Annotated in this window: 16 protein-coding genes; 2 read left to right on the plus strand and 14 right to left on the minus strand. The window is 31.4% G+C overall.

Annotated features, from left to right (window positions below):
- Window positions 1–25: 25 nt before the first annotated feature.
- From gldM to C4S75_RS09210, 7 genes are all read right to left on the minus strand, one after another.
- Window positions 26–1,552 carry a gliding motility protein GldM gene (gene gldM, locus C4S75_RS09180; protein ID WP_105297994.1) on the minus strand — a complete coding sequence of 509 codons (1,527 nt, stop codon included), beginning with the start codon at window positions 1,550–1,552 and terminating at the stop codon, window positions 26–28.
- Between the two features lie 32 nt (window positions 1,553–1,584).
- A complete protein-coding gene (gldL, locus tag C4S75_RS09185) occupies window positions 1,585–2,268 on the minus strand; it encodes a gliding motility protein GldL (RefSeq protein ID WP_105297995.1) in 684 nt (227 codons plus the stop codon).
- Between the two features lie 53 nt (window positions 2,269–2,321).
- Window positions 2,322–3,734 carry a gliding motility lipoprotein GldK gene (gene gldK / locus C4S75_RS09190; RefSeq protein WP_105297996.1) on the minus strand — a complete coding sequence of 471 codons (1,413 nt, stop codon included), beginning with the start codon at window positions 3,732–3,734 and terminating at the stop codon, window positions 2,322–2,324.
- Between the two features lie 109 nt (window positions 3,735–3,843).
- Entirely contained in the window at window positions 3,844–4,962 is a 1,119-nt protein-coding gene (locus C4S75_RS09195) for a hypothetical protein (RefSeq protein WP_105297997.1), read from the minus strand.
- On the minus strand, window positions 4,963–7,287 hold the full coding sequence (gene topA, locus C4S75_RS09200; protein ID WP_105298160.1) for a type I DNA topoisomerase: 2,325 nt from the start codon (window positions 7,285–7,287) through the stop codon (window positions 4,963–4,965). It abuts the gene before it with no gap.
- 470 nt (window positions 7,288–7,757) lie between these two features.
- Entirely contained in the window at window positions 7,758–9,077 is a 1,320-nt protein-coding gene (locus C4S75_RS09205; RefSeq protein ID WP_105297998.1) for an aspartate kinase, read from the minus strand.
- A 282-nt stretch (window positions 9,078–9,359) separates the two neighbouring features.
- Window positions 9,360–9,644, minus strand: a complete 285-nt coding sequence (locus tag C4S75_RS09210) for a hypothetical protein (protein WP_105297999.1) — start codon at window positions 9,642–9,644, stop codon at window positions 9,360–9,362.
- A gap of 295 nt (window positions 9,645–9,939) precedes the next feature.
- Here C4S75_RS09210 and dnaE point away from each other — a divergent pair, with 295 nt between their 5' ends.
- Entirely contained in the window at window positions 9,940–14,310 is a 4,371-nt protein-coding gene (gene dnaE, locus C4S75_RS09215) for a DNA polymerase III subunit alpha (protein ID WP_105298000.1), read from the plus strand.
- Between the two features lie 48 nt (window positions 14,311–14,358).
- Here the strand turns inward: dnaE and C4S75_RS09220 are convergent, their stop codons facing one another.
- Together C4S75_RS09220 and C4S75_RS09225 are read right to left on the minus strand one after the other, a co-directional pair.
- Window positions 14,359–15,048, minus strand: coding sequence for a DUF1080 domain-containing protein (locus C4S75_RS09220; protein WP_221404071.1), 690 nt, complete (start codon window positions 15,046–15,048; stop codon window positions 14,359–14,361).
- Between the two features lie 48 nt (window positions 15,049–15,096).
- Window positions 15,097–15,744: an NADPH-dependent F420 reductase gene (locus tag C4S75_RS09225; RefSeq protein WP_105298002.1), complete on the minus strand. Its 648-nt coding sequence runs from the start codon at window positions 15,742–15,744 to the stop codon at window positions 15,097–15,099.
- A 205-nt stretch (window positions 15,745–15,949) separates the two neighbouring features.
- Between C4S75_RS09225 and C4S75_RS09230 the strand changes: the two genes are divergently transcribed.
- Complete coding sequence (locus C4S75_RS09230; protein ID WP_105298161.1) at window positions 15,950–16,306, plus strand: helix-turn-helix domain-containing protein; 357 nt, start codon at window positions 15,950–15,952, stop codon at window positions 16,304–16,306.
- Window positions 16,307–16,322: 16 nt separating this feature from the next.
- On the opposite strand, the gene C4S75_RS09235 is transcribed toward C4S75_RS09230, so the two are convergent.
- The 5 genes from C4S75_RS09235 to C4S75_RS09255 all read right to left on the minus strand — a co-directional run bounded on the left by C4S75_RS09235 (window position 16,323) and on the right by C4S75_RS09255 (window position 20,096).
- On the minus strand, window positions 16,323–17,333 hold the full coding sequence (locus tag C4S75_RS09235) for an FUSC family protein (RefSeq protein WP_105298003.1): 1,011 nt from the start codon (window positions 17,331–17,333) through the stop codon (window positions 16,323–16,325).
- An 80-nt stretch (window positions 17,334–17,413) separates the two neighbouring features.
- Complete coding sequence (locus C4S75_RS09240) at window positions 17,414–18,022, minus strand: CDP-alcohol phosphatidyltransferase family protein (RefSeq protein ID WP_105298004.1); 609 nt, start codon at window positions 18,020–18,022, stop codon at window positions 17,414–17,416.
- A 50-nt stretch (window positions 18,023–18,072) separates the two neighbouring features.
- Window positions 18,073–18,954: a DMT family transporter gene (locus tag C4S75_RS09245; RefSeq protein ID WP_105298005.1), complete on the minus strand. Its 882-nt coding sequence runs from the start codon at window positions 18,952–18,954 to the stop codon at window positions 18,073–18,075.
- 308 nt (window positions 18,955–19,262) lie between these two features.
- Window positions 19,263–19,556: a Dabb family protein gene (locus tag C4S75_RS09250; RefSeq protein WP_105298006.1), complete on the minus strand. Its 294-nt coding sequence runs from the start codon at window positions 19,554–19,556 to the stop codon at window positions 19,263–19,265.
- Between the two features lie 51 nt (window positions 19,557–19,607).
- Window positions 19,608–20,096 (minus strand): GNAT family N-acetyltransferase, encoded by a 489-nt coding sequence (locus C4S75_RS09255; RefSeq protein WP_105298007.1) that lies wholly within the window; start codon window positions 20,094–20,096, stop codon window positions 19,608–19,610.
- Window positions 20,097–20,119: the final 23 nt, after the last annotated feature.

The raw sequence follows: 20,119 nt of genomic DNA on the forward strand, positions 1-20,119 counted from the left end.
AAAAATAGTATTATTAATTTCTTTTTTATTGAACATTTATAAGAATAGGTGAAATACTTTGTTGAGATATTCCGGATGCTGTAGCAGAAATATCAAATATTAATACTTGATCACCTGATTTTAATCCTTTTAAATAATCTGCAGCCGGTCTTAGCGAATTTCCGGAATAAGGTCTTGCTGCAGCTCCCGGTCTCTTCAATTTAAATCCGGTAACATTAAAGGTAACAGGGAATTCAAAATCCGGTATAGCTGCTGATACAGTTTGATTAGATACGGAGCTAGGCGGCATACTTACTACATTCGCACCTCGTATGGTACCTTGCGCTTTAGGTACATTCTTAATTCTAAATGCAACAGTTGTTGAAACAGTTTTTCCAGAAGAAGTTTTTCCTGAAATGGTAAAGTTTGTAGTTGTTCCTGAACCTGCTTTATATATCCAACCTTTTCCTGATCTTGAAAGACTACCGTTTGAAGTACTCATACTAATAGTAGATGCATCAACTCCGGTAACCGACCCGCTCATAGGGTTATCTACACCTCTATAAACTACATTCATTTTATCTGCTACTACAGTTCCTCCGGTTGGTAAATCCTTAACAACATCTTGAACAACTTCATATGTTTCGTCGAACGATTCTGTTTTAATACCATTTGCTGTTTGGTATGAGATATTACCTGATAAACGTTGTTTTCCTACTCCGGAAGCAACCATATTAACTATAGCTTTTCCTTCTGATAAAGGAATATTTCGTCCGTTCAGAGTTATAGATCCTTTTAATGAGTTATCATATGCACCGAAACCAATTGTAACATTAAATTTCTCTCCTGCTCTAACGAATTTAGGTGCAGAAACGATTGGAACAAAGGCTTTCAATTCGATTTCATCTTGCAGTTTGTTAGCTAATAAATCTCTAACTCTGTTTCCTTCTTCAGTTCTAATATTTGATTGTAATCTTGTTAAGTTAGTTAGAGCTGAAATCATAGGTTGATCATAAAATTGATTAACAATCCACGGTTTATTTTGTTTATCTGTAAAATCAAATAATTGATCAATCCTTTTCTTTGCATTCTCATTCGCTCCTTGCAAAATAAATTGGGTAAATGTTTTAACCTTTGCAATCATATCTTGCACATCTTTTGTAGCTGTGTTATCATTTGCAAAGAACACTTTATTAACTACATCTGTATTTTGAAGCGAGTTATAATTAGTTTCTTCACCTGCTGAAGGAGGAGTATATTCTGCAGCTGTCGCTAAACGATTTTTTACTTCTTCAATCGCATCTACAGCTGTTTGCGCTTGTTTTTTTACTTCATCTGATTTTTTTGCTATCTCTACATACCCTTCATTTCCATCGGCTTTTTTAGCTTCGATTTGTTCATAAAAGGTTTTATTGTTTTCATCCGTTAATTTTGTGGATAATTGTAAAGATTCATTTATACCTTCGAAAGAACGTAAAACCTCTCTGTCTACATTCATTGCCAACATAGCAATAAACACTAAATACATTAGGTTTATCATCTTCTGGCGTGGTGTCTGTTTTCCTGCTGCCATTTTTACTTATTTAATTTTTAAATTTAAAATTATTAAGCTTTCATGGCATTAAGCATACCACCATATACCTTATTTAAGTTGTTTAGATTTGCTGTTAATTCAGCTAATTGTTTTTGGAATGTATGAGAATACTCTCCTGCTTTGGATAAATCATCCACAAATTTTTGGTTCGCTTCTGCATATTTTTTTCCATTATCTAATTGCAATTGGTATAAAGCATTTAAATTTTCTAAATGTGAGGAAGCTATACTTAATTGGTTTTTATATTTTTCTGTTACAGAGCTAGCTTCTACTGTTTTGTTAATTCCTTCAACTGCTTGTCCAAAGTTTTCTATCCCCCCTCGTAATCTTTCCAATAATCCTGCATCTAATTTAGCTTGAGAAAGCATTTGATCTAATTTAGTTGACAAAGATATTTCTGCTTCTTGTATGGATGAGTCTTGTATTTGAGATTTTGATTTTCTCTGTGCTGATGAACCGTCTAATAATTCCGGATATGCTTTTTCCCATTCATATTCAGCCGGAGGTGGATCAAACGCAAATACCACAAATATAAAAGCTTCTACAATTAAACCTATTGCCAATATGGTACTACCGGTTATAGGACCTAATCCCCAGTGATTAATTTTAAATAAAGCACCAATGATAACTACTGCTGCACCTAAAGAGTACACCATATTTAACACTTTATCCTTTGATTTTGTTTGATTTGCCATTTTTCTAAATTTTCTAAATTATTATCTATATATTATTTAATTATCAGTACTAATTATCTTACCGGAGCATGTTTTTTAACAACCGGGAATCTACCCTTAGCCCCTTCCGGTATGGTTTGAACTCGTCTAAAACCAATAAAACTTCTGGCTGAATCTTTATGTTCCCAATCTCTTTCACTCACCATAAGCATGTAACCTATGTCTTTCCATGATCCTCCTTTTATAACTTTTCGAGGGTCTTCAATTCTATTTCCTAAATAAGGATTTAAGGTGGATGATATTATATAAGAACTATTATTATATGCGGAAACAGTCCATTCAGAAACATTACCGGCCATATCATATAATCCAAACCCGTTTTTACGGAAAGATTTAACAGGGGCTGTGTATAAATAACCATTTTCATTTTCCATATAATCCCCTCTTTTAGGTTTAAAATTAGCTAAATAGCAACCTCTATCATCTATTAGATAAGGTCCTCCCCATGGATAAGGAGCATTTTCTAAACCTCCTCGTGCAGCATATTCCCATTCAACTTCTGAAGGTAATCTATACGGAAATACTTTATCTATTTTTCTTTTTCTGCTTTGGTTATAATCGTTTTTGGATTTTGTACTATAAGCACAAAAAGCTCTTGCTTGATCCCATGTTACCCCTACTACAGGATATTTAGAATAAGCTTTATGCCAAAAATACTGTTCAAATAAAGGCTCATTAAAAGAATAATTAAAATCTCTTAGCCATACAGTAGTATCCGGATAAATAGCTATTTCTTCTCTTCTAAGAAAATCTTTACCTCTACCTTTATTTTTAACTGCCTCCAGTTGATCAATCCATGTAAATTGGTAAATTAATTTTCTAGCATCTATAACTCTTTCATTGTTGAATCTTTCTTCCGGCGGGTAATATAATGATTCTAGTACTTCTGCATAAGCAACATCCGGGTATCTGGAAGTATTCCATTCTAAAGGCACCGACCAATCTAACTTTTTAGATTCGTCATATCCTTCTCTACCCCCCTGTTCTTCCAACATTTGCTGATATGCAGTTTGTTCTTTTTCTGATTTTTTGTTTAAATAAGAATATCGTCCTATTCCTTCACCTCCTTCTTCACCTCCTCTTTCTGCTAATAAGGAACGAACAATGGAATCTTTCACATAGTTTACAAATACTCTATATTCAGCATTGGTTACTTCAGTATCATCCATATAAAATGCTGATACGGTAACAGTAGTTAAAGGGGCTTTTGTGTTTGTGCCGGTGAAATCCATGTCAGATTGCCCTAAAACAAAAGCTCCACCCGGAATAGGAACCATACCATACGGTTTTTTGTTATTCCATTGCTGACTCTTTTGCGTAACTACAATCTCTCCTTGTGATCCCGGTTTTCCTGCTCTTCCTTTTTTGGATGAATTACAAGAAATTATTGTTGACGTTGCCAATAAGAGTAAAAATACTTTTCTCATTATAACCAAAATGTTTCTTTTAAAAATTGTAAAACTACTATTTTTTTATTTTATTTAAAAATTTTTTTGTTCTTCTATTAAAATCAGCGTTAATTTTATCTGTGACCGTTTATAAAAACTTTTTGAAAGTTTTCCAATATCGCTCGGGAACATTTCCTTCTAAAGCTTCTTTGTAATCATTTAATGAACAAGGTACTAAGAAAGGAAAATTTTCATTGTCCTCAAAATCGATAGCCAACCACCACCTGTCAACATATTTATCTTTTAAAAAGACCAACTCTTTATCTTCATGTAAGACAGTGTATTTTATGTATTCATCATTTTCATAATATTCTTGCTGATTTTTACCTTCTATCAGATACCACAAAATTTGAGAAACTAATTTTTCATTCATTTTATTGTATGAATATCCTAAAAAATTATAGATCCCTATTATTTTTACCTGTTTAGATAAACCTATATACCTTGATAAACTACAAATTTCACGATTGGTGAATCCGTTTACCGTACTTCCGGTTGAGAGAGTACCATCATATGACTCTACAGAGTCCAAATTGATCCCTACAAAATCAGAACTTCTGAATATAGGTTCTGAATCTTTTATATTTGTTGTTATATTCCCTAAACGTATGCCTTCAAAATCTAAGGTGTTAAATTTTTTTAATGTTGATTGTGGTACGAAATAGCTTTGATATCCTATATTGGTAAAATTGAAAAGTAAATTAAAATCTTCAACTATCATCTTGGAAAGATAATTTTTATCCGTTAGCTTTCCTTCTGTATTTCCAATTTCAATTTTCGTATCAACTGCGGTATAATTTAAAGGCTTTTTTAGTATAGAAAGTGCTTTATAGGCGGTATAATTCAGTCCCATATTTCCACCTAAGATTATGGGTTGTACCTTCATTTCCAATAATTCTTCCAATACTTTTTTGAGAGCAAAATCTGTATCCTCCCATTCATTTCCAGGAATTATATCTCCCAAATCATATAACTTTAAATTCCAATCATTCCATACTAATTGATAGAATTCTTCACGGATCAACCTTAAATTGGAAAACTCTTTTTTATGGCCGGTACCTCTTAAATCGGGACAACCAATAATTACAACACTGTTCTCTTCAAGTTTTTTATCCCAGTAAAATTGTATCTTGCTTCCTATAGAATCCGGTTGAGCATATATTAAGGATTCATCTACCGGATGCAAAAAATCTCGCAATGCTTCCACTTATTTCTTTTTTGATTTGGTTTTGGATTTAGGTTTAGTTTTACTACCTGATTCCGAGATTAATTTTTTGACATCTTCGAGAGTTAATTTATCGGCTTCCGTGTCTTTAGGGATTTTATAATTTTCTTTTCCTTGTTTAATATAAGGCCCCCATCTTCCATTTAAAATTTCAATAATTGGATCTTCTGATTCAAATGCTTTGATAAATTTATTTCTGTCTGCCTCCCTTTTCGCTTCTATTAATTCGATAGCTCTTTCTAAAGTAATGGTTGAAATTTCATCTCCTTCTTTAGGCTTCAAGGAAAAAAACTTGCTGTTATGTTTTACATAAGGACCAAATCTTCCCGTATTTACTTCAACTTTTTTATCTTCATAATCTCCTAAATACTTAGGCAATTCAAATAATTTAAGCGCTTCTTCTAAAGTTATTGAATTTATGTGTTGCCCTTTCATTAAACCTGCGAATTTAGGCTTTTCTTCATCTTCGGTTTCACCCATTTGAATCATCGGACCGAATCTGCCTATGCGAGCGTAAATATTTTTACCGCTTATAGGATCTTGTCCTAATAATCTTTCTCCTGTAGCTCTTTCTGCCGTTTCTTTTACTTCTTCTACATGGGGGTGAAAATCATCATAAAAACCGGTCAGCATTTCTTTCCAGTTTTCATTTCCTCCGGCTATATTATCAAAGTCTTCTTCAACCTTGGCTGTGAAGCCATAATCTAATATGGTTGGAAAATGTTCAGTTAAAAATTCATTTACGACTAATCCTATATCTGTCGGCATTAATTTTCTTCGATCAGCTCCATAATTTTCAATTTCAACACTTTCTTTTATAATATCATCTTTTAAAAGAATCTTCTTAACCTCCCTTTGTTTGGGATCTAAATCTCTGATTTCCACATATTGTCTTTTTTGAATTGTAGAAATAGTAGGAGCATATGTGGAAGGACGCCCGATTCCTAATTCTTCTAATTTCCTTACTAAAGAGGCTTCATTATATCTAGCTGCCGGTCTACTGAATTTTTCTTCGCCAATAATTTGAGATAGCTGTACTTCTTCTCCTTTTTCTACGACAGGTAAGAGTCCTTCATTATTGTCTTCATCGGCTGAATCTTCTTCTTTTTGAATTTGGTACACTTTTAAAAATCCATCAAAGACAATAACTTCTCCTTTTGTTACGAACTTCTCTTTTAATTCCGGATTTGATATATCGACAATTGTTCTTTCTAATTTAGCATCGGCCATTTGTGAGGCCAAAGTTCTTCTCCAAATTAAATGATATAGTTTCTTTTGTGAATCATCTGCCCCTGCTTCTTGTACGGATAAATTGGTTGGACGAATTGCTTCGTGAGCTTCTTGAGCCGACTTATTTTTTGTTGTATATTGTCGTGTATTTAAATATTCTTTTCCATATTGTCCAATAATTACATCTTTTGCAGAATTCAACGCTTCTTCAGATAAATTTACGCTATCAGTTCTCATGTAGGTAATGTACCCCGATTCGTAGAGCTGTTGAGCTAACATCATTGTTCTACTAACTGAAAATCCTAATTTGGCAGCTTCTTGTTGTAAAGTAGATGTAGTGAAAGGGGCTGATGGACTTCTTTTACTTGGGCGAGTCTCAACATTGGATATAGTGAATGTTTTACCTTGGGCTCTTTGTATAAAATCTAATGCCTTAGAATAGTCTTGAAAATCAGTATTTAATTTACTTTTTAATAAATTATGAGATTTATTGTAAAAATCTGCTTCAACTTTATACGTAGGAACCGGAATAAATTTTTCAATTTCCTTTTCTCTTTCACAGATCAAACGTACAGCCACAGATTGTACTCTTCCTGCAGATAATCCGGCTTTTATTTTAGACCAAAGAATAGGTGACATTTCAAATCCTACCAATCGATCCAACACTCTTCGAGCCTGTTGTGCATTAACCAGATTAATATCTATATTTCTTGGGTTTTGAATGGCTTTTTGTATGGCATTTTTGGTTATTTCATGAAAAACAATTCTTTTAGTGTTTTCTGATTTAAGTTGTAATTCATTAAATAAATGCCAAGCAATAGCTTCCCCTTCACGGTCTTCATCGGAAGCCAACCATACAGTATCTGCTTTTTTTGCTAATGATTTTAGTTTTTTAACGACTTCTTTTTTATCTGAGGAGACTTGATATATGGGCTCTAGAGTTTTCATATCTATACCCATGTCTTTTTTTGCCAAATCAGTTATATGACCATAACTTGATTCAACTTCAAAGTCATTTCCTAAAAATTTTTTTATTGTTTTGGCCTTTGCGGGCGATTCAACAATTACCAAATTCATGCTAAGATTTTTTTGCGAAATTAGAAATTTTTTATCAATATTATAGTTCAACTTTGATTTTTTATTTTCTAATAAACAAATTTATCCAGATATAAATAATTAACACTCATAGCATTGTATTTTTCTTATTATACCGTAACGCTAAAATTCATTTACTTTATTTTATTTCATTTGTTCAAGTTTATTTAATGTTTTTTAGGGTAAATTTTATATTACTTGCACTTATTTTTAGTTGATATTTTTAAAGTAAAAATTAGTAGTTATAGATTCTAGTATTGAAAAAATATAATTATGTTACATGTTATCTATTTTCAAAAATCAATTAGAATCATTACATCGATAAAATTGCATTTACAATTTAGATTAATAGTATAATTACGATATAAAAAATACCTTTAAGTAATTAACTTAAAGGTATTTTGATTAATGATATATCTATTATTTAAATTTAACTAAATTATCTTATATTTTTAATATCCAAAAAGAGTAGTATTCAATGCCTGTAATGCTTCTTTTTTACTTTTGCTGTCAATTACTACAGATATATTATGCTCACTTCCCCCATAAGATATCATATGAAGAGGTATATTTTTAAGAGCTTCCAAAATTTTAACAGCATAACCTGATTCATTTTTTGCAATATTTCCCACAATGGCAATAATGGTTTGATCTTTTTCATATTCTACATTGGCTATTTCTCTTAATTCCTTTAATATATATTCTAAATTAGAAGGATTGTCAATGGTTAATGAAACAGCAACCTCTGAAGTGGTTATCATATCTATAGAGGTTTTATATTTATCGAATATTTCAAAAATAGTCTTTAGAAATCCATACGCCAATAGCATTCTACCACTTTTTATGGTTATGGCGTAAATACCGTCCTTTGCTGCTACGGCACGAATTCCTTCCGGAGTATTAATATTACCTATTAAAGTACCTTTAGCTTCAGGTTGCATTGTATTTTTCAAAGCTACGGGTATTCCTCTTTTCTGTGCAGGAAGAATACAGGTTGGATGTAAAATCTTTGCTCCGAAATAGGCTAATTCTGCAGCTTCATCAAAACTTAATTCATTTATGGGATGAGTTTTATTAACAAATCTAGGATCGTTATTATGCATCCCGTCGATATCGGTCCATATTTGTATTTCTTCAGCATCAATTACGGCTCCAATTATACAAGCTGTGTAATCACTTCCCCCTCTTTGCAAATTATCTATATCTCCTTGAGCATTTTTACAAATATATCCTTGAGTAATAAAAAAATCTATATCAGGATACTTTTTAATTTCTTCTTTAATACGTTCTTCTATATAAGGAAAATCCGGTTCACCGTCTTTGTTTATTCTCATAAACTCTAAGGCCGGAAGCAATATCGTTTTTTCTCCGATTTCACTCATGTAAAAATGGAACATATGAGTGCTCAAAAGTTCACCTTGAGCCAAAATTATTTTTTCTTCCTTGGAAGTAAATATAGGAAAGTCCAGGAATGAAGTTATATAATTGAAATAATCATCCAAAAGTTCGTTCCCCTTCTTGGTAATGGTTTCATTCTTGTATAAGTCTTTTATTTCCTTTCTGTATTTATCTTCTAGAGATTGTATTAATTCTTTTGCTTTAGATGTATTTTTTTCATACAGAGCTTGGGATATTTCTACTAAGGCATTAGTTGTCCCACTCATGGCAGACAAAACAACAATCTTTGGTTTTTGACCTTTAGTTAATTCAGCTAAATTTTTTATACGTTCTGCACTTCCTACGCTGGTGCCTCCAAATTTTAATACTAACATTTTTATCCTATTATAGAAGAGATACAAAAATACATATTTTATGGTTTATCAACTATTTTTATATTAAAAACATTAGTAATTTTTTATCATGAATTTAAAACAAATAATAGGTATTTAAACTAGATTTCAATTTCAGTCCTAATTAAATTAATTCATTAAAAATCTATCTTATTTTTATAGCTGAAATATCAATTTCTAAATCAAAAAAAGATTTTTTTAAATAAAAAAAGAAGCTTAATTGATAAGCTTCTTGCACAAATTTATATAAGTTAAAAACTTAATCTATTCTTTTTTAGATGCATCTCTAATTTTTCGTTTAGCATCTGTGGTTAAATCCTCTACCTTATCTCCTATTTTGTCACTCCAATCTTCTGCCTTATTGGATATTTTACTAATAAAATTAGATACTGAATCTTTAAAATGTTCGTATTTCCCTTTAAAGAATTTTTCCCAATCAACATGTAAATCTTCTTTATCCATATATTCTTTTATTACATTTAAAGATTTCACCGCTTGATCTTCACTGAGACCTACTTCTTTTTGAAGTTTTTCAATAATATTTTCCATACACTATGTTTTTTTATTGTTTTAGTAAAATAAAAAATCAAAAATTAGACCTAATAAATGATTTGCTTATAAATATTTTATATGTAATACATGTAAAATTTCAGGCTGTTAAATTATATTTTACATTCTGTTTAAATTGAAACTAATCTTTCTTTACCCGTAATTTTTTTAGTGTAAAATTTCACTCTATTTTATTCAATTCCAATATCTTTCAATTTTATTTTTAAGGAATGAAATATTGAAAGAACTTAAGATTTAAAAGTTACATTCATAAAGAAATCCCTAACTTTGTAGTATGAAATTCCTAGTTTTTGATACTGAAACCACAGGTCTTCCTGCCAATGCAAATGCACCTGTTTCCGATTCAGACAATTGGCCTAGAATGGTTCAAATTGCCTGGCAGTTACATGATGAAAATGGTGATTTAATTGAAAACTATGACTATATAATTAAACCCGAAGGATACGACATACCTTTCAATGCTCAAAAAATTCACGGTATAAGTACCGAAAAAGCATTAGCGGAAGGTCATGATCTTAAAACCGTATTGGATCAATTTAATGCGGTACTGGCAGATAATCCGATTTTAGTCGGACAAAATATAGCATTCGACATCCCGATTGTCGGAGCTGAATTTTATCGAAAATCAATTGAAAACCATATTGCGGATCTTCCGTTAATAGATACAGCTCGTGAGGGAACTAATTTTTGTGCTTTGCCCGGAGGTATGGGAGGTGGATTTAAATTTCCTAAACTTTCCGAATTATATGAAAAATTATTTGGGCATGGTTTTGATGAGGCACACAATGCTGCGGCAGACGTTAATGCTACTGCTCAGGCATTTTGGGAGTTGGTTAGACGAAACCAAATAAGTGCTAATAAGCTGAATTTTACAGAAGAAGAATTAAGAGCTTTTATTGAAAATCATCCTGAACCTTTTCAACCTTTTGATATTGTTATTCGTGAACAGGTTAAAGATTTTAATAAGCAACTAAAAGGGAAAACAGAAAGTACTAAAAAATCTGTAGATGAAATAAATTATTCATCTTTTTTCCACTTTCACAATCATTCGGTTTATTCAATACTTACTTCTACCAGTAAACATTCTGATTTAATAAAAAAAACCTTAGAATATAACATGCCCGCTTTAGGTGTAACGGATACGGGCAACTTGATGGGTGCATTTGCTTTTCTCAATGAAATAAAAAAAGCTAATGGATCTATTAAAGATCATAATGCTAAAATTTTAGAAGGCAATGGTTCTGAACCTTTAAAAAATGAGATTTTACCAATTATCGGTTGTGAACTGTATATATCTGAAACTTATTTACAAAATAAGTTTACAAAAGATAATCCGGATCGTAGATATACTCAGATATTACTTGCTAAAAATCATGAAGGATTTAAAAATCTTTCTAAATTATCAACTTTAGGATATAAACTAGGTTTGTATGCAGGCTATCCCAGAATTGGTAAAGAACTTATTGAACAATATAAAGAAAATTTAATTGCAACTACCGGAAGTTTATCTTCAGAAATTCCCAGCCTAATTTTAAATGTGGGAGAAAAGCAAGCAGAAGAGGCCTTTATCTATTGGCATGGATTATTTGGTGATGATTTTTATGTAGAGTTACTAAGGCACCATTTAGATGAAGAAGAACACCTCAACAAAGTTTTAATAAAATTTGCAAAAAAATACGGAGTCAAGGTTTTAGCTCAAAACGATACATTTTATATTAGTAAAAAAGAAGCAGAAACCCAGGATATCCTTTTATGTATTAAAGACGGAGAAAAACAATCTACCCCTAAGGGCAGAGGTTTTGGTAAAAGATACGGTCTTCCTAATGATGAGTATAATTTTAAATCTCAAACAGAAATGGCTCAATTGTTTGCAGACATACCGGAAGCAATTGAAAATTTTGAAGATTTTATTAAAAAATTTGAACCTTATCAATTAACCCGAGATGTTTTACTTCCTAAATTTGATATACCTGATGAGTTTAAAGACCCTCAAGATGAAGTGGACGGAGGTAAGCGAGGAGAAAATGCCTACTTAGCATATCTTACATGGGAAGGAGCTAAAAAAAGATATGGTGACCAATTATCCGAAGATACTAAAGATCGTTTACAATTTGAGTTGGAAACCATAGCCAAAACGGGATATCCCGGCTATTTTCTCATTGTACAGGATTTCACCTCTCAAGCGCGTAAAATGGGTGTATCTGTTGGTCCGGGACGAGGTTCTGCAGCCGGATCAGCCGTTGCTTATTGCATAGGAATTACTAATATAGACCCTATTAAATACGATTTACTTTTTGAGCGTTTCTTAAATCCGGATCGGGTATCCTTACCCGACATAGACATCGATTTTGACGATAGAGGACGTGAAAAAATCATTCAATGGGTGGTAGATAAATACGGAGAAAATCAGGTTGCTCAAATAATTACTTACGGTACGTTAGCCGGACGTTCCGCAATAAGGGATGCAGGAAGAGTGCTTGAATTGCCCTTAAGCGATACGGACCGCTTATCAAAAAACCTACCCTCTACCTTAAATCTAACTAAGCTAAAAAATAAAACAGAAAGTGAGTTAATTAAAGATTTCGGTAAGGAGGAGTCTGTTCCAGTGCTTCAACTCAAACAAAAATTTAATGAATATGACCTGGAAGGGAGGGTAATACAAAATGCTTACCAACTGGAAGGTAGTTTACGGAACACGGGAGTTCATGCGTGTGGAGTAATTATTACTCCGGAAGATATTACCAATTTAATACCGGTTGCTGTAGCCAAAGATTCCTCTTTGTTGGTATCCCAATTTGACAACTCCGTGGTAGAAAGTGCCGGATTGTTAAAAATGGATTTTCTAGGTTTACGTACCTTGACGATTATTGCCGATACCATTGAAATTATTAGAAAAAGAACCGGTGAAGTTTTAAATCCCGATGATTTTCCTTTGGATGATGATAAAACCTATGAGATATTCAAAAATGGAAATACAGTTGGGATCTTCCAATACGAGTCCCCCGGAATGCAAAAGCACCTCAAAGCATTGAAACCCGATAAGTTTGAGGACTTGATTGCCATGAATGCCTTGTATCGTCCCGGACCTTTACAATATATTCCCAACTTTATCAATCGTAAACATGGAAAGGAAGAAATTTCTTACGATTTAGAGGATATGGAAGAGTATCTTGCGGATACTTACGGAATTACTGTTTATCAAGAACAAGTAATGCTTCTTTCTCAAAAATTAGCCGGATTTAGCAAAGGTGATGCGGACGTGCTAAGAAAAGCTATGGGTAAGAAGCAAATTCAAGTCTTAAATAAAATGGAAGCTCGTTTTCTTGAGGGAGCTATCGAAAGAGGTCATCCTGAAGATAAATTAAAAAAAATATGGGAAGACTGGAAAGCTTTTGCTCAATATGCATTTAACAAATCTCACTCCACTTGTTATGCTTTTATTGCCTTTCAAACCGCTTATTTAAAAGCTCATTTTCCTGCAGAGTTTATGGCCGCATTGCTCAGCAATAACCTTAACAATCTTACCACATTGAGTTTCTTTATGGAAGAATGTAAAAATATGGGATTGGAAGTGTTAGGACCTGATGTTAATGAAAGTGATTATGAATTCACCGTAAATGATCAAGGTGCTATCCGTTTTGGTATGGGAGCCATTAAGGGAATCGGTGAAAATGCTGTTGAAGCTATAGTAAGTGAAAGACAAACTAAGGGAAAATATAAAAATCTGTTTGAATTTTTTGAAAGGACAGATTTAAAAAATATAAATAAAAAAGTTCTAGAAAATTTAGTATTGGCAGGGGCTTTTGATGGATTAGCCAATAATAATCGTGCCCAATTTTTTAAAGAAGAAAATGGTACAAGCACTATTGAAAAGCTGGTAAGATACGGGATTGCCTATCAGGATAATAAGAATTCTGCTCAAAATTCATTATTTGGAGACTTGGGGGATGAAGGATTTGATGTTATGAAACCGGTAATTCCTGAAACGGAAGAATGGAGTACCATGTATAAATTGGGCAGAGAAAAAGAAGTAGTAGGTATCTATATATCCGCTCATCCAATGGATAATTACAAATACGAAATTGCTTTGATTAAACCTGTTGATATTTCCGAAATTAATGAAAATAAAGAACATTATATTAATAAGGAAGTTTATATTGCCGGTATGATCTCTCGTTTTGAGCACAAGGAAATAAACGACGGCAGAACAAGAATCGCCTATTTTGATTTGGAAGATAAAACAGGTACTATTTCTCTTAAGCTTAAAAAGAATTATCTGGATTTACAAAAATATCTTATTCCTAATTTATTTGTTTTAGTAAAAATCACGGTAGGAATGATTAAAGATAACGGCTTTGTATATATAAACGTGCTGAATATCGAAGAACTTAGCGATGTAATCGGAAAACATGCTAAAAAATTAACCATTAAGATAAACTTGGAAAATTTAGATGAAAATACCATTACTACTTTAAATAAAGTATGTGATGAAAATGCAGGTTCAAAAGATATACACTTTGAAATTATCGATAAAAAGAACAATGTGTATTTAGAATCACAGTCAATGAACCGAAGAGTAAATATAAATAAACAAATTCTAGATGTATTAAGAAACGATCTGTATTTAGATTTCAGGTTGAATTAATAAAAATTCCGGCTCTATTTTAAAGTCGGAATTTTATTTTAGGTTTTATTATTGTAGATAAACCTTCAAATCTTTAAAATATCCTTCAGTGCCTACATCAACAAAGAGTCCGATAGCTCCTGTCGCATTTCCTCCTAATTTTAAATCATTTACGATGAGTGAGGGTTGTTTATTATCATTTATATATAATTGAGCTTTTTGCCCTTGAACTTCAATTCTTAACTGTATCCATTCGTTTAGAGCCATATCTGCATAGGACTCGTATTTATTTTGAAATTCATTTCTCAATCGTTGATACTTATAATTCGGATAAGAAAAATATTGTATGGTCCTGTTTCTGTGTTCCTGATTCTCGGATCTTCCATTTAAAGGGCGAACATATATGCTTTCAAACTTAGAGTTTGAATCATTTATATGAAAGGCTATTCCAATAAATCCTCTGGCAAAATTCGGAGCATCATCTAAAATTCGACTTAACACCTTCACTTCTATGATCCCATTGGTAAAATTTACATTATTGATTCGTACATAAGTTGGTTCATCAAATTTTTTAATTGATGGATCCTTTACGACTCTTACCACTTTATCACCATCCATTTCTTCAAATGTCATAAATGTATTTATCGCTTTCAAATGGCTCGCCGTTAAATCTATAACTTTTTGTGCTTTTATTTCTGAAATATTTATAATCATAACAAAAAGTAGAAAATATGTATTTTTTATAATATTTATTTTCATCGAATTTCAATTTATTTAATTTATATAATTTTTATTATATGATAAAATTTAATCGATATATTTAAATGTCGAATTCCATTTATTATATAAAATACCTTGAGCTACATATAATTGTCCCATATACTCTAATGCTCGTGAAGATTCTAGTTTACCTGCATTATAGGTATTCCAACCTAAAGATTTAATTATTGTAGAAATTGTATTTTTAACCTCTTCATTATTTCCGGCAATAAATGCAGTACCGTTTTCTTTCAGTGAAGGCTGATACATAAGATGCGCACCAATGGTATTCATACCTTTAACAACATGCGATAATGGCAAAAGCTTTTGTACACTTTCTGACAGAGATTCGTCCTGAGATGAAATTAATTTTATTACTCCATTAGCCGGAGCTTCCGATGAAAATGCATTTATAATATCCCAAAGTATTTTTCCTTCAATATTTTTAATTCCAATATCCTTTATGGTTTCTATAAGCGCAAATCCGGGAATTGAAAGAAGTATAATTTCACTTAATGCAACAGCCTCTTGGTAGGAAACAATGGATAGGGTTTTATGAACTTGTTTTAGTTTTTCTATATTTTCACTTCTTTTTTCAAAATTTCTTGAACCAACTATTACATTATACTTTTCATTAATTAATCCGTTAATTAACGCTTGTGCAACATTTCCTGTTCCTAGTATTGATATTTTCATGTTTAAATATTTAAATAAGTTTATGATTCGAATTTAGCCCGAACAGCTTATGTTTACAAGCAGGATCGTAACGAACCACTAAAGTTAGAATTATTGATTATCAACTAATTATATGTTTGATTTTAACATTTATTTAACTAAGTTTATTACTTTATTATTTATAGTTGTATTCTATTGGAGAGTAATATGTATATTTGATAGAAAAATGAAAGCTCATAAACTCGATTTAAAATATCCCATCTGTCCGATAAGAAATATATTAAGCCGATTTAGCGATAAATGGTCTTTATTATTATTAGCTGTTTTATATACCGGAAAAACGATGCGTTACGGAGAAATAAAAAATGAACTTCCTGATATTTCTCAAAAGATGCTTACCGGCACGCTAAAAAATTTGGTAAAATATAACTTAATTAAAAGAAAAGCCTATGCTGAAATCCCGCCTCGAGTTGAATATAGTCTTACGGAAACAGGTATCAGTTTAATGCCCTCCATTCAGATGATGATCACTTGGGCTGAAAATCATTTTGAAGAAGTTTTAAAAAATAATAAAAACCACTAATCATAAAAGTTCATTATTAGTTTTTACTTTTTAAAAATTGAATATGCAATAAACTTAAACTCATAATTAATATGGCCGATACTCCACCTACAGAAGTGGCAATTAATCTGTCCATAGCAATTTCTTTACCCGAAGATCCATTAATAGCAAACATTAATACAGTTGTAATGGTTAAAAAGGTTGACAAAATTGCATATCTGTGGTTGGCAAATACATAGCATACATATAAAGATATCAGAATTTCCAATGCCATGATATATCTTGATGGAAACCACCATATTAAAAAAGAAGCTATAATAATTCCCAGAAGTGTTCCCATCAACCTTATACTTGCTTTTTTCAGGGTATCAATAAAATCAGGTTTCAAAATAACTAAGGCAGTCATAACAGCCCAGTAATAATATTTGATATCGAAAACAGTAATAAAGAAAAAACAAACTAATATGGTTAATGCAGTATAGATGATGGTCATATGAAAGCGTATTTTTTTATCAATATCTTCATATATGTTTTTAAAAATGATCAGAAGTTCTTCTGGGTTACTGATATTTCTTTCAAATGATGATTTCTCAATGAGAAAAATAATACAAATAGATTGAAATAAACCTCCTGCAAGAATTAAAACACCTCTATGCAGAGCGGCATAAATATCCCCCACATAATAGCCTCCTACAAAAAAAGCAATAGACCATTGTAAAACAATCCACCAAGCATTTTGATCGATAGTTCCCACACAAGTTGCTAAACAGGCTAATAATACACAACAGATTATATACCAAAAATAGAAATGTCCTATTAATGATCCCAATGCAGCACATATACTCATTCCTAGAACGGCTATGATCATGGGCGCGAAAGGATATTTTAATATTTTTTTATTTGCTCCATATCCCGCCGTCACAGCACCTCCTGCAGCAATACTTGCAAAAATGATATTATTGAAGATAAATCCGAAACAATAGATTATTAATATACCCGGTAAGGAATATAGCGCTATAATTAGGTCTTTTTTGTAATCTTTCAACATTTAAAATTAAAATTTTAAATTTTTTAAAATAAGTTGTTTCCGATTGGTATGAACTACTTTATATAAACTTTCTAAAATATTTAATTAGTAACTGAACCCAATGTACCCTTTTTTAAATTAATTTTTTTTCTAATTAAATAAGCATGAATAAAACTCGGTACGTCATGCATCCAATGAGGTAATAGTACAAGTATAAGCAAAACATCAACATAGGAAATATATCCCACAATTATAGTCAGATATAAAAAGAATCCACCGTAATTAAAACCCAGTATTGATATAAGCGCTAAAAATAAAGTTAAACCCCAAAATTTTGAAGAATACGCATGGGTACTAGCTTCTTTTCTGAATCGCAAGAAACTAATTAGCGCACTTATTCCTTCTAATATTACTAAACCTATAATAAATTTCAAATTGGCTTCTATGATCCCGGGTCGAACTATTCCTATTGAAGTTGCAAGAGACAGCCAAAATATAATATCTATAAAACTATCCATTCTTCTTAAATTTTCAGTTGCTACCTGATATTTTCTGGCAATAATTCCATCTAATATATCGGAAGTCAACCCCAGGCATAGTATTAAAACAAGCATGGGAACACATGCTTCCCCATAGTGATAAGATAAAATAATGCTTAGGGGAGCTAGTAAGAATCTGAATATCATAAGAATTTTAGGGACAATACGCATATGTCTAATATTAATCTTATGTAAACTCAAAAATAATGCAAATGCTAACTTTATTGATTTTGGATCTTTTTATTTTTAGATTTTAAATAACCGTTAAAACAGATGGCAGCAATCATGACAGCTGTTGAAATATAAAATACAGGACTCATTTTTTCTGAATCTTTCCAAATTAAAAAGGCTATTAAAATAGCATATACAGGCTCTAGGTTTATGGAAAGCATAAGTGTAAAAGGCGTAATGTGTTTCATCAGCTTCATGGTCATAACTAAAGGAAAACTGGTTAAAAGTCCGCCCAACACTAAAAGCCATAGGATATCCCAAGCTTTTATGGTAGCTATAGCTTCCCAATCATTGAACAAAAACATAAAAACCGTCAAGGTTACAAAAGCTCCTGCCATTTCATAGAAAGTTATTATTTCGGGACTTTCTTTTGAATGCATTATTCCGTTTACTACAGAAAATAAGGCCGACAGGAATGCACATCCGATACCAAGTAGTATACCTTTCCAATAACTCATTTCTGTATTAAAGATAAAAAGTATACATATTATAATAACTAAACTTAAAATTATTTCAGAAATTTTGATTTTTCGTTTGAAAAAAAAGGGCTCTAAAAAAGCTACAAATAAAGTTCCTGTTGATAGGGTTGAAGTGGCAATAGAAATGTTGGATATTTTAATGGATCCATAAAACAATGACCAATGTGTACCTACAATTACTCCACATCCCAAAAGTTGGAACATCAGCTTTTTGGAAATTTTAAAATTTTTTCCTTTTGAAAAATATAAATAACAAAATAAAATAAAAGCTGCAACTAAGGTCCTACCCCATACCAAAGGTATAGCATTAAGAGAGATAAGCTTACCAATTACACCGGTAAATCCCCAAATAAATACGATAATATGCAATTGAACTATTGCCGGTAATTTCATGAATAATTAATTTGTTAAATAGTGGATGCAAATTTAATCATCTTTGTTTAAATTTTAAAAAAAAGAGTCATTTAATAAATAATTTGTAATTTTTATAGATAAATATTCTAAAAAATTACATTATTCGCATTTCACCATCCATCTTTTAACCCATAAATAGATCGTATTTGGGGGAAGCAATAATCGGATATTTTAGTTAGTAGTTGAGGTTAGATTGGTAGTATGAGTTTATATTATCCATAAAGCAAGAATAAAAAAGGATGTATAGCGTAAGTAAACATCCTTTATACTAAACGATTACTATTTAATTATATTTCGTAATCGATAGCTACTCTTTGATCAACCACTGTTTTTATAAACTCCACCACTTTAAGATGTTCCGGATGATTTGCATACAAAGTAAGATCTTCAAAATTTTTAAATCGGGAATCTAATAGTATATCAAAATTTGACTGTGGAGCAATCTCCATATTGGTATTTACTTGGATATACTGTAACTCCTTAATACGATCTTTTAAGGCTTCTAAATCATTTTTTATTTTTAAAGCATTATTTTTTTTATCGCTTTCTTTAAGCTTCCACATTACAATATGATGTATCATTTTTACTGTTTTTTAAATTTATTTTGATTTTTTTTTTTAGATTTAATTTATTCAATCCAGTAGTAATTGCCAAAATTCAACATCTATCAACTGATTAAATTTCTTTCCTGATTCTTTAAAATTTCCTATCAGATTAAATCCTGTTTTCCGATGCAATTTTCTACTGGGTTCATTCGGTAAGGATATTACTCCTATAATGGAATGTATATCTATCTTTTTTGATTTTTCAATCAGGGCTGTAAGCAATTCATTGCCTATTCCTTGATGGGTTTGATTATAATCCAGGTAAATACTGTTTTCTAATGTTATATCATAAGCCGAACGTTCTCGCCAAGTATTCAGATATGCATATCCTAGTACTATTCCTTCTTTTTCATATACTATATATGGATAGCCTTTTGCCGATATTTTTTGAATTCTGTTTTCTATTTCCCGGGCACTAACTTTTTTTTCTTCAAAGGTAATGACCGTATTTTCAATATAATAATTATAAATTTCAGCTATTCTTAATGCATCGGATAGTTGAACATTTCTTATCATAATTTATTATTATTTTCTTTGTT

Origin of the sequence: Apibacter sp. wkB309, from assembly GCF_002964915.1 — a bacterium.
Taxonomy (GTDB): domain Bacteria; phylum Bacteroidota; class Bacteroidia; order Flavobacteriales; family Weeksellaceae; genus Apibacter.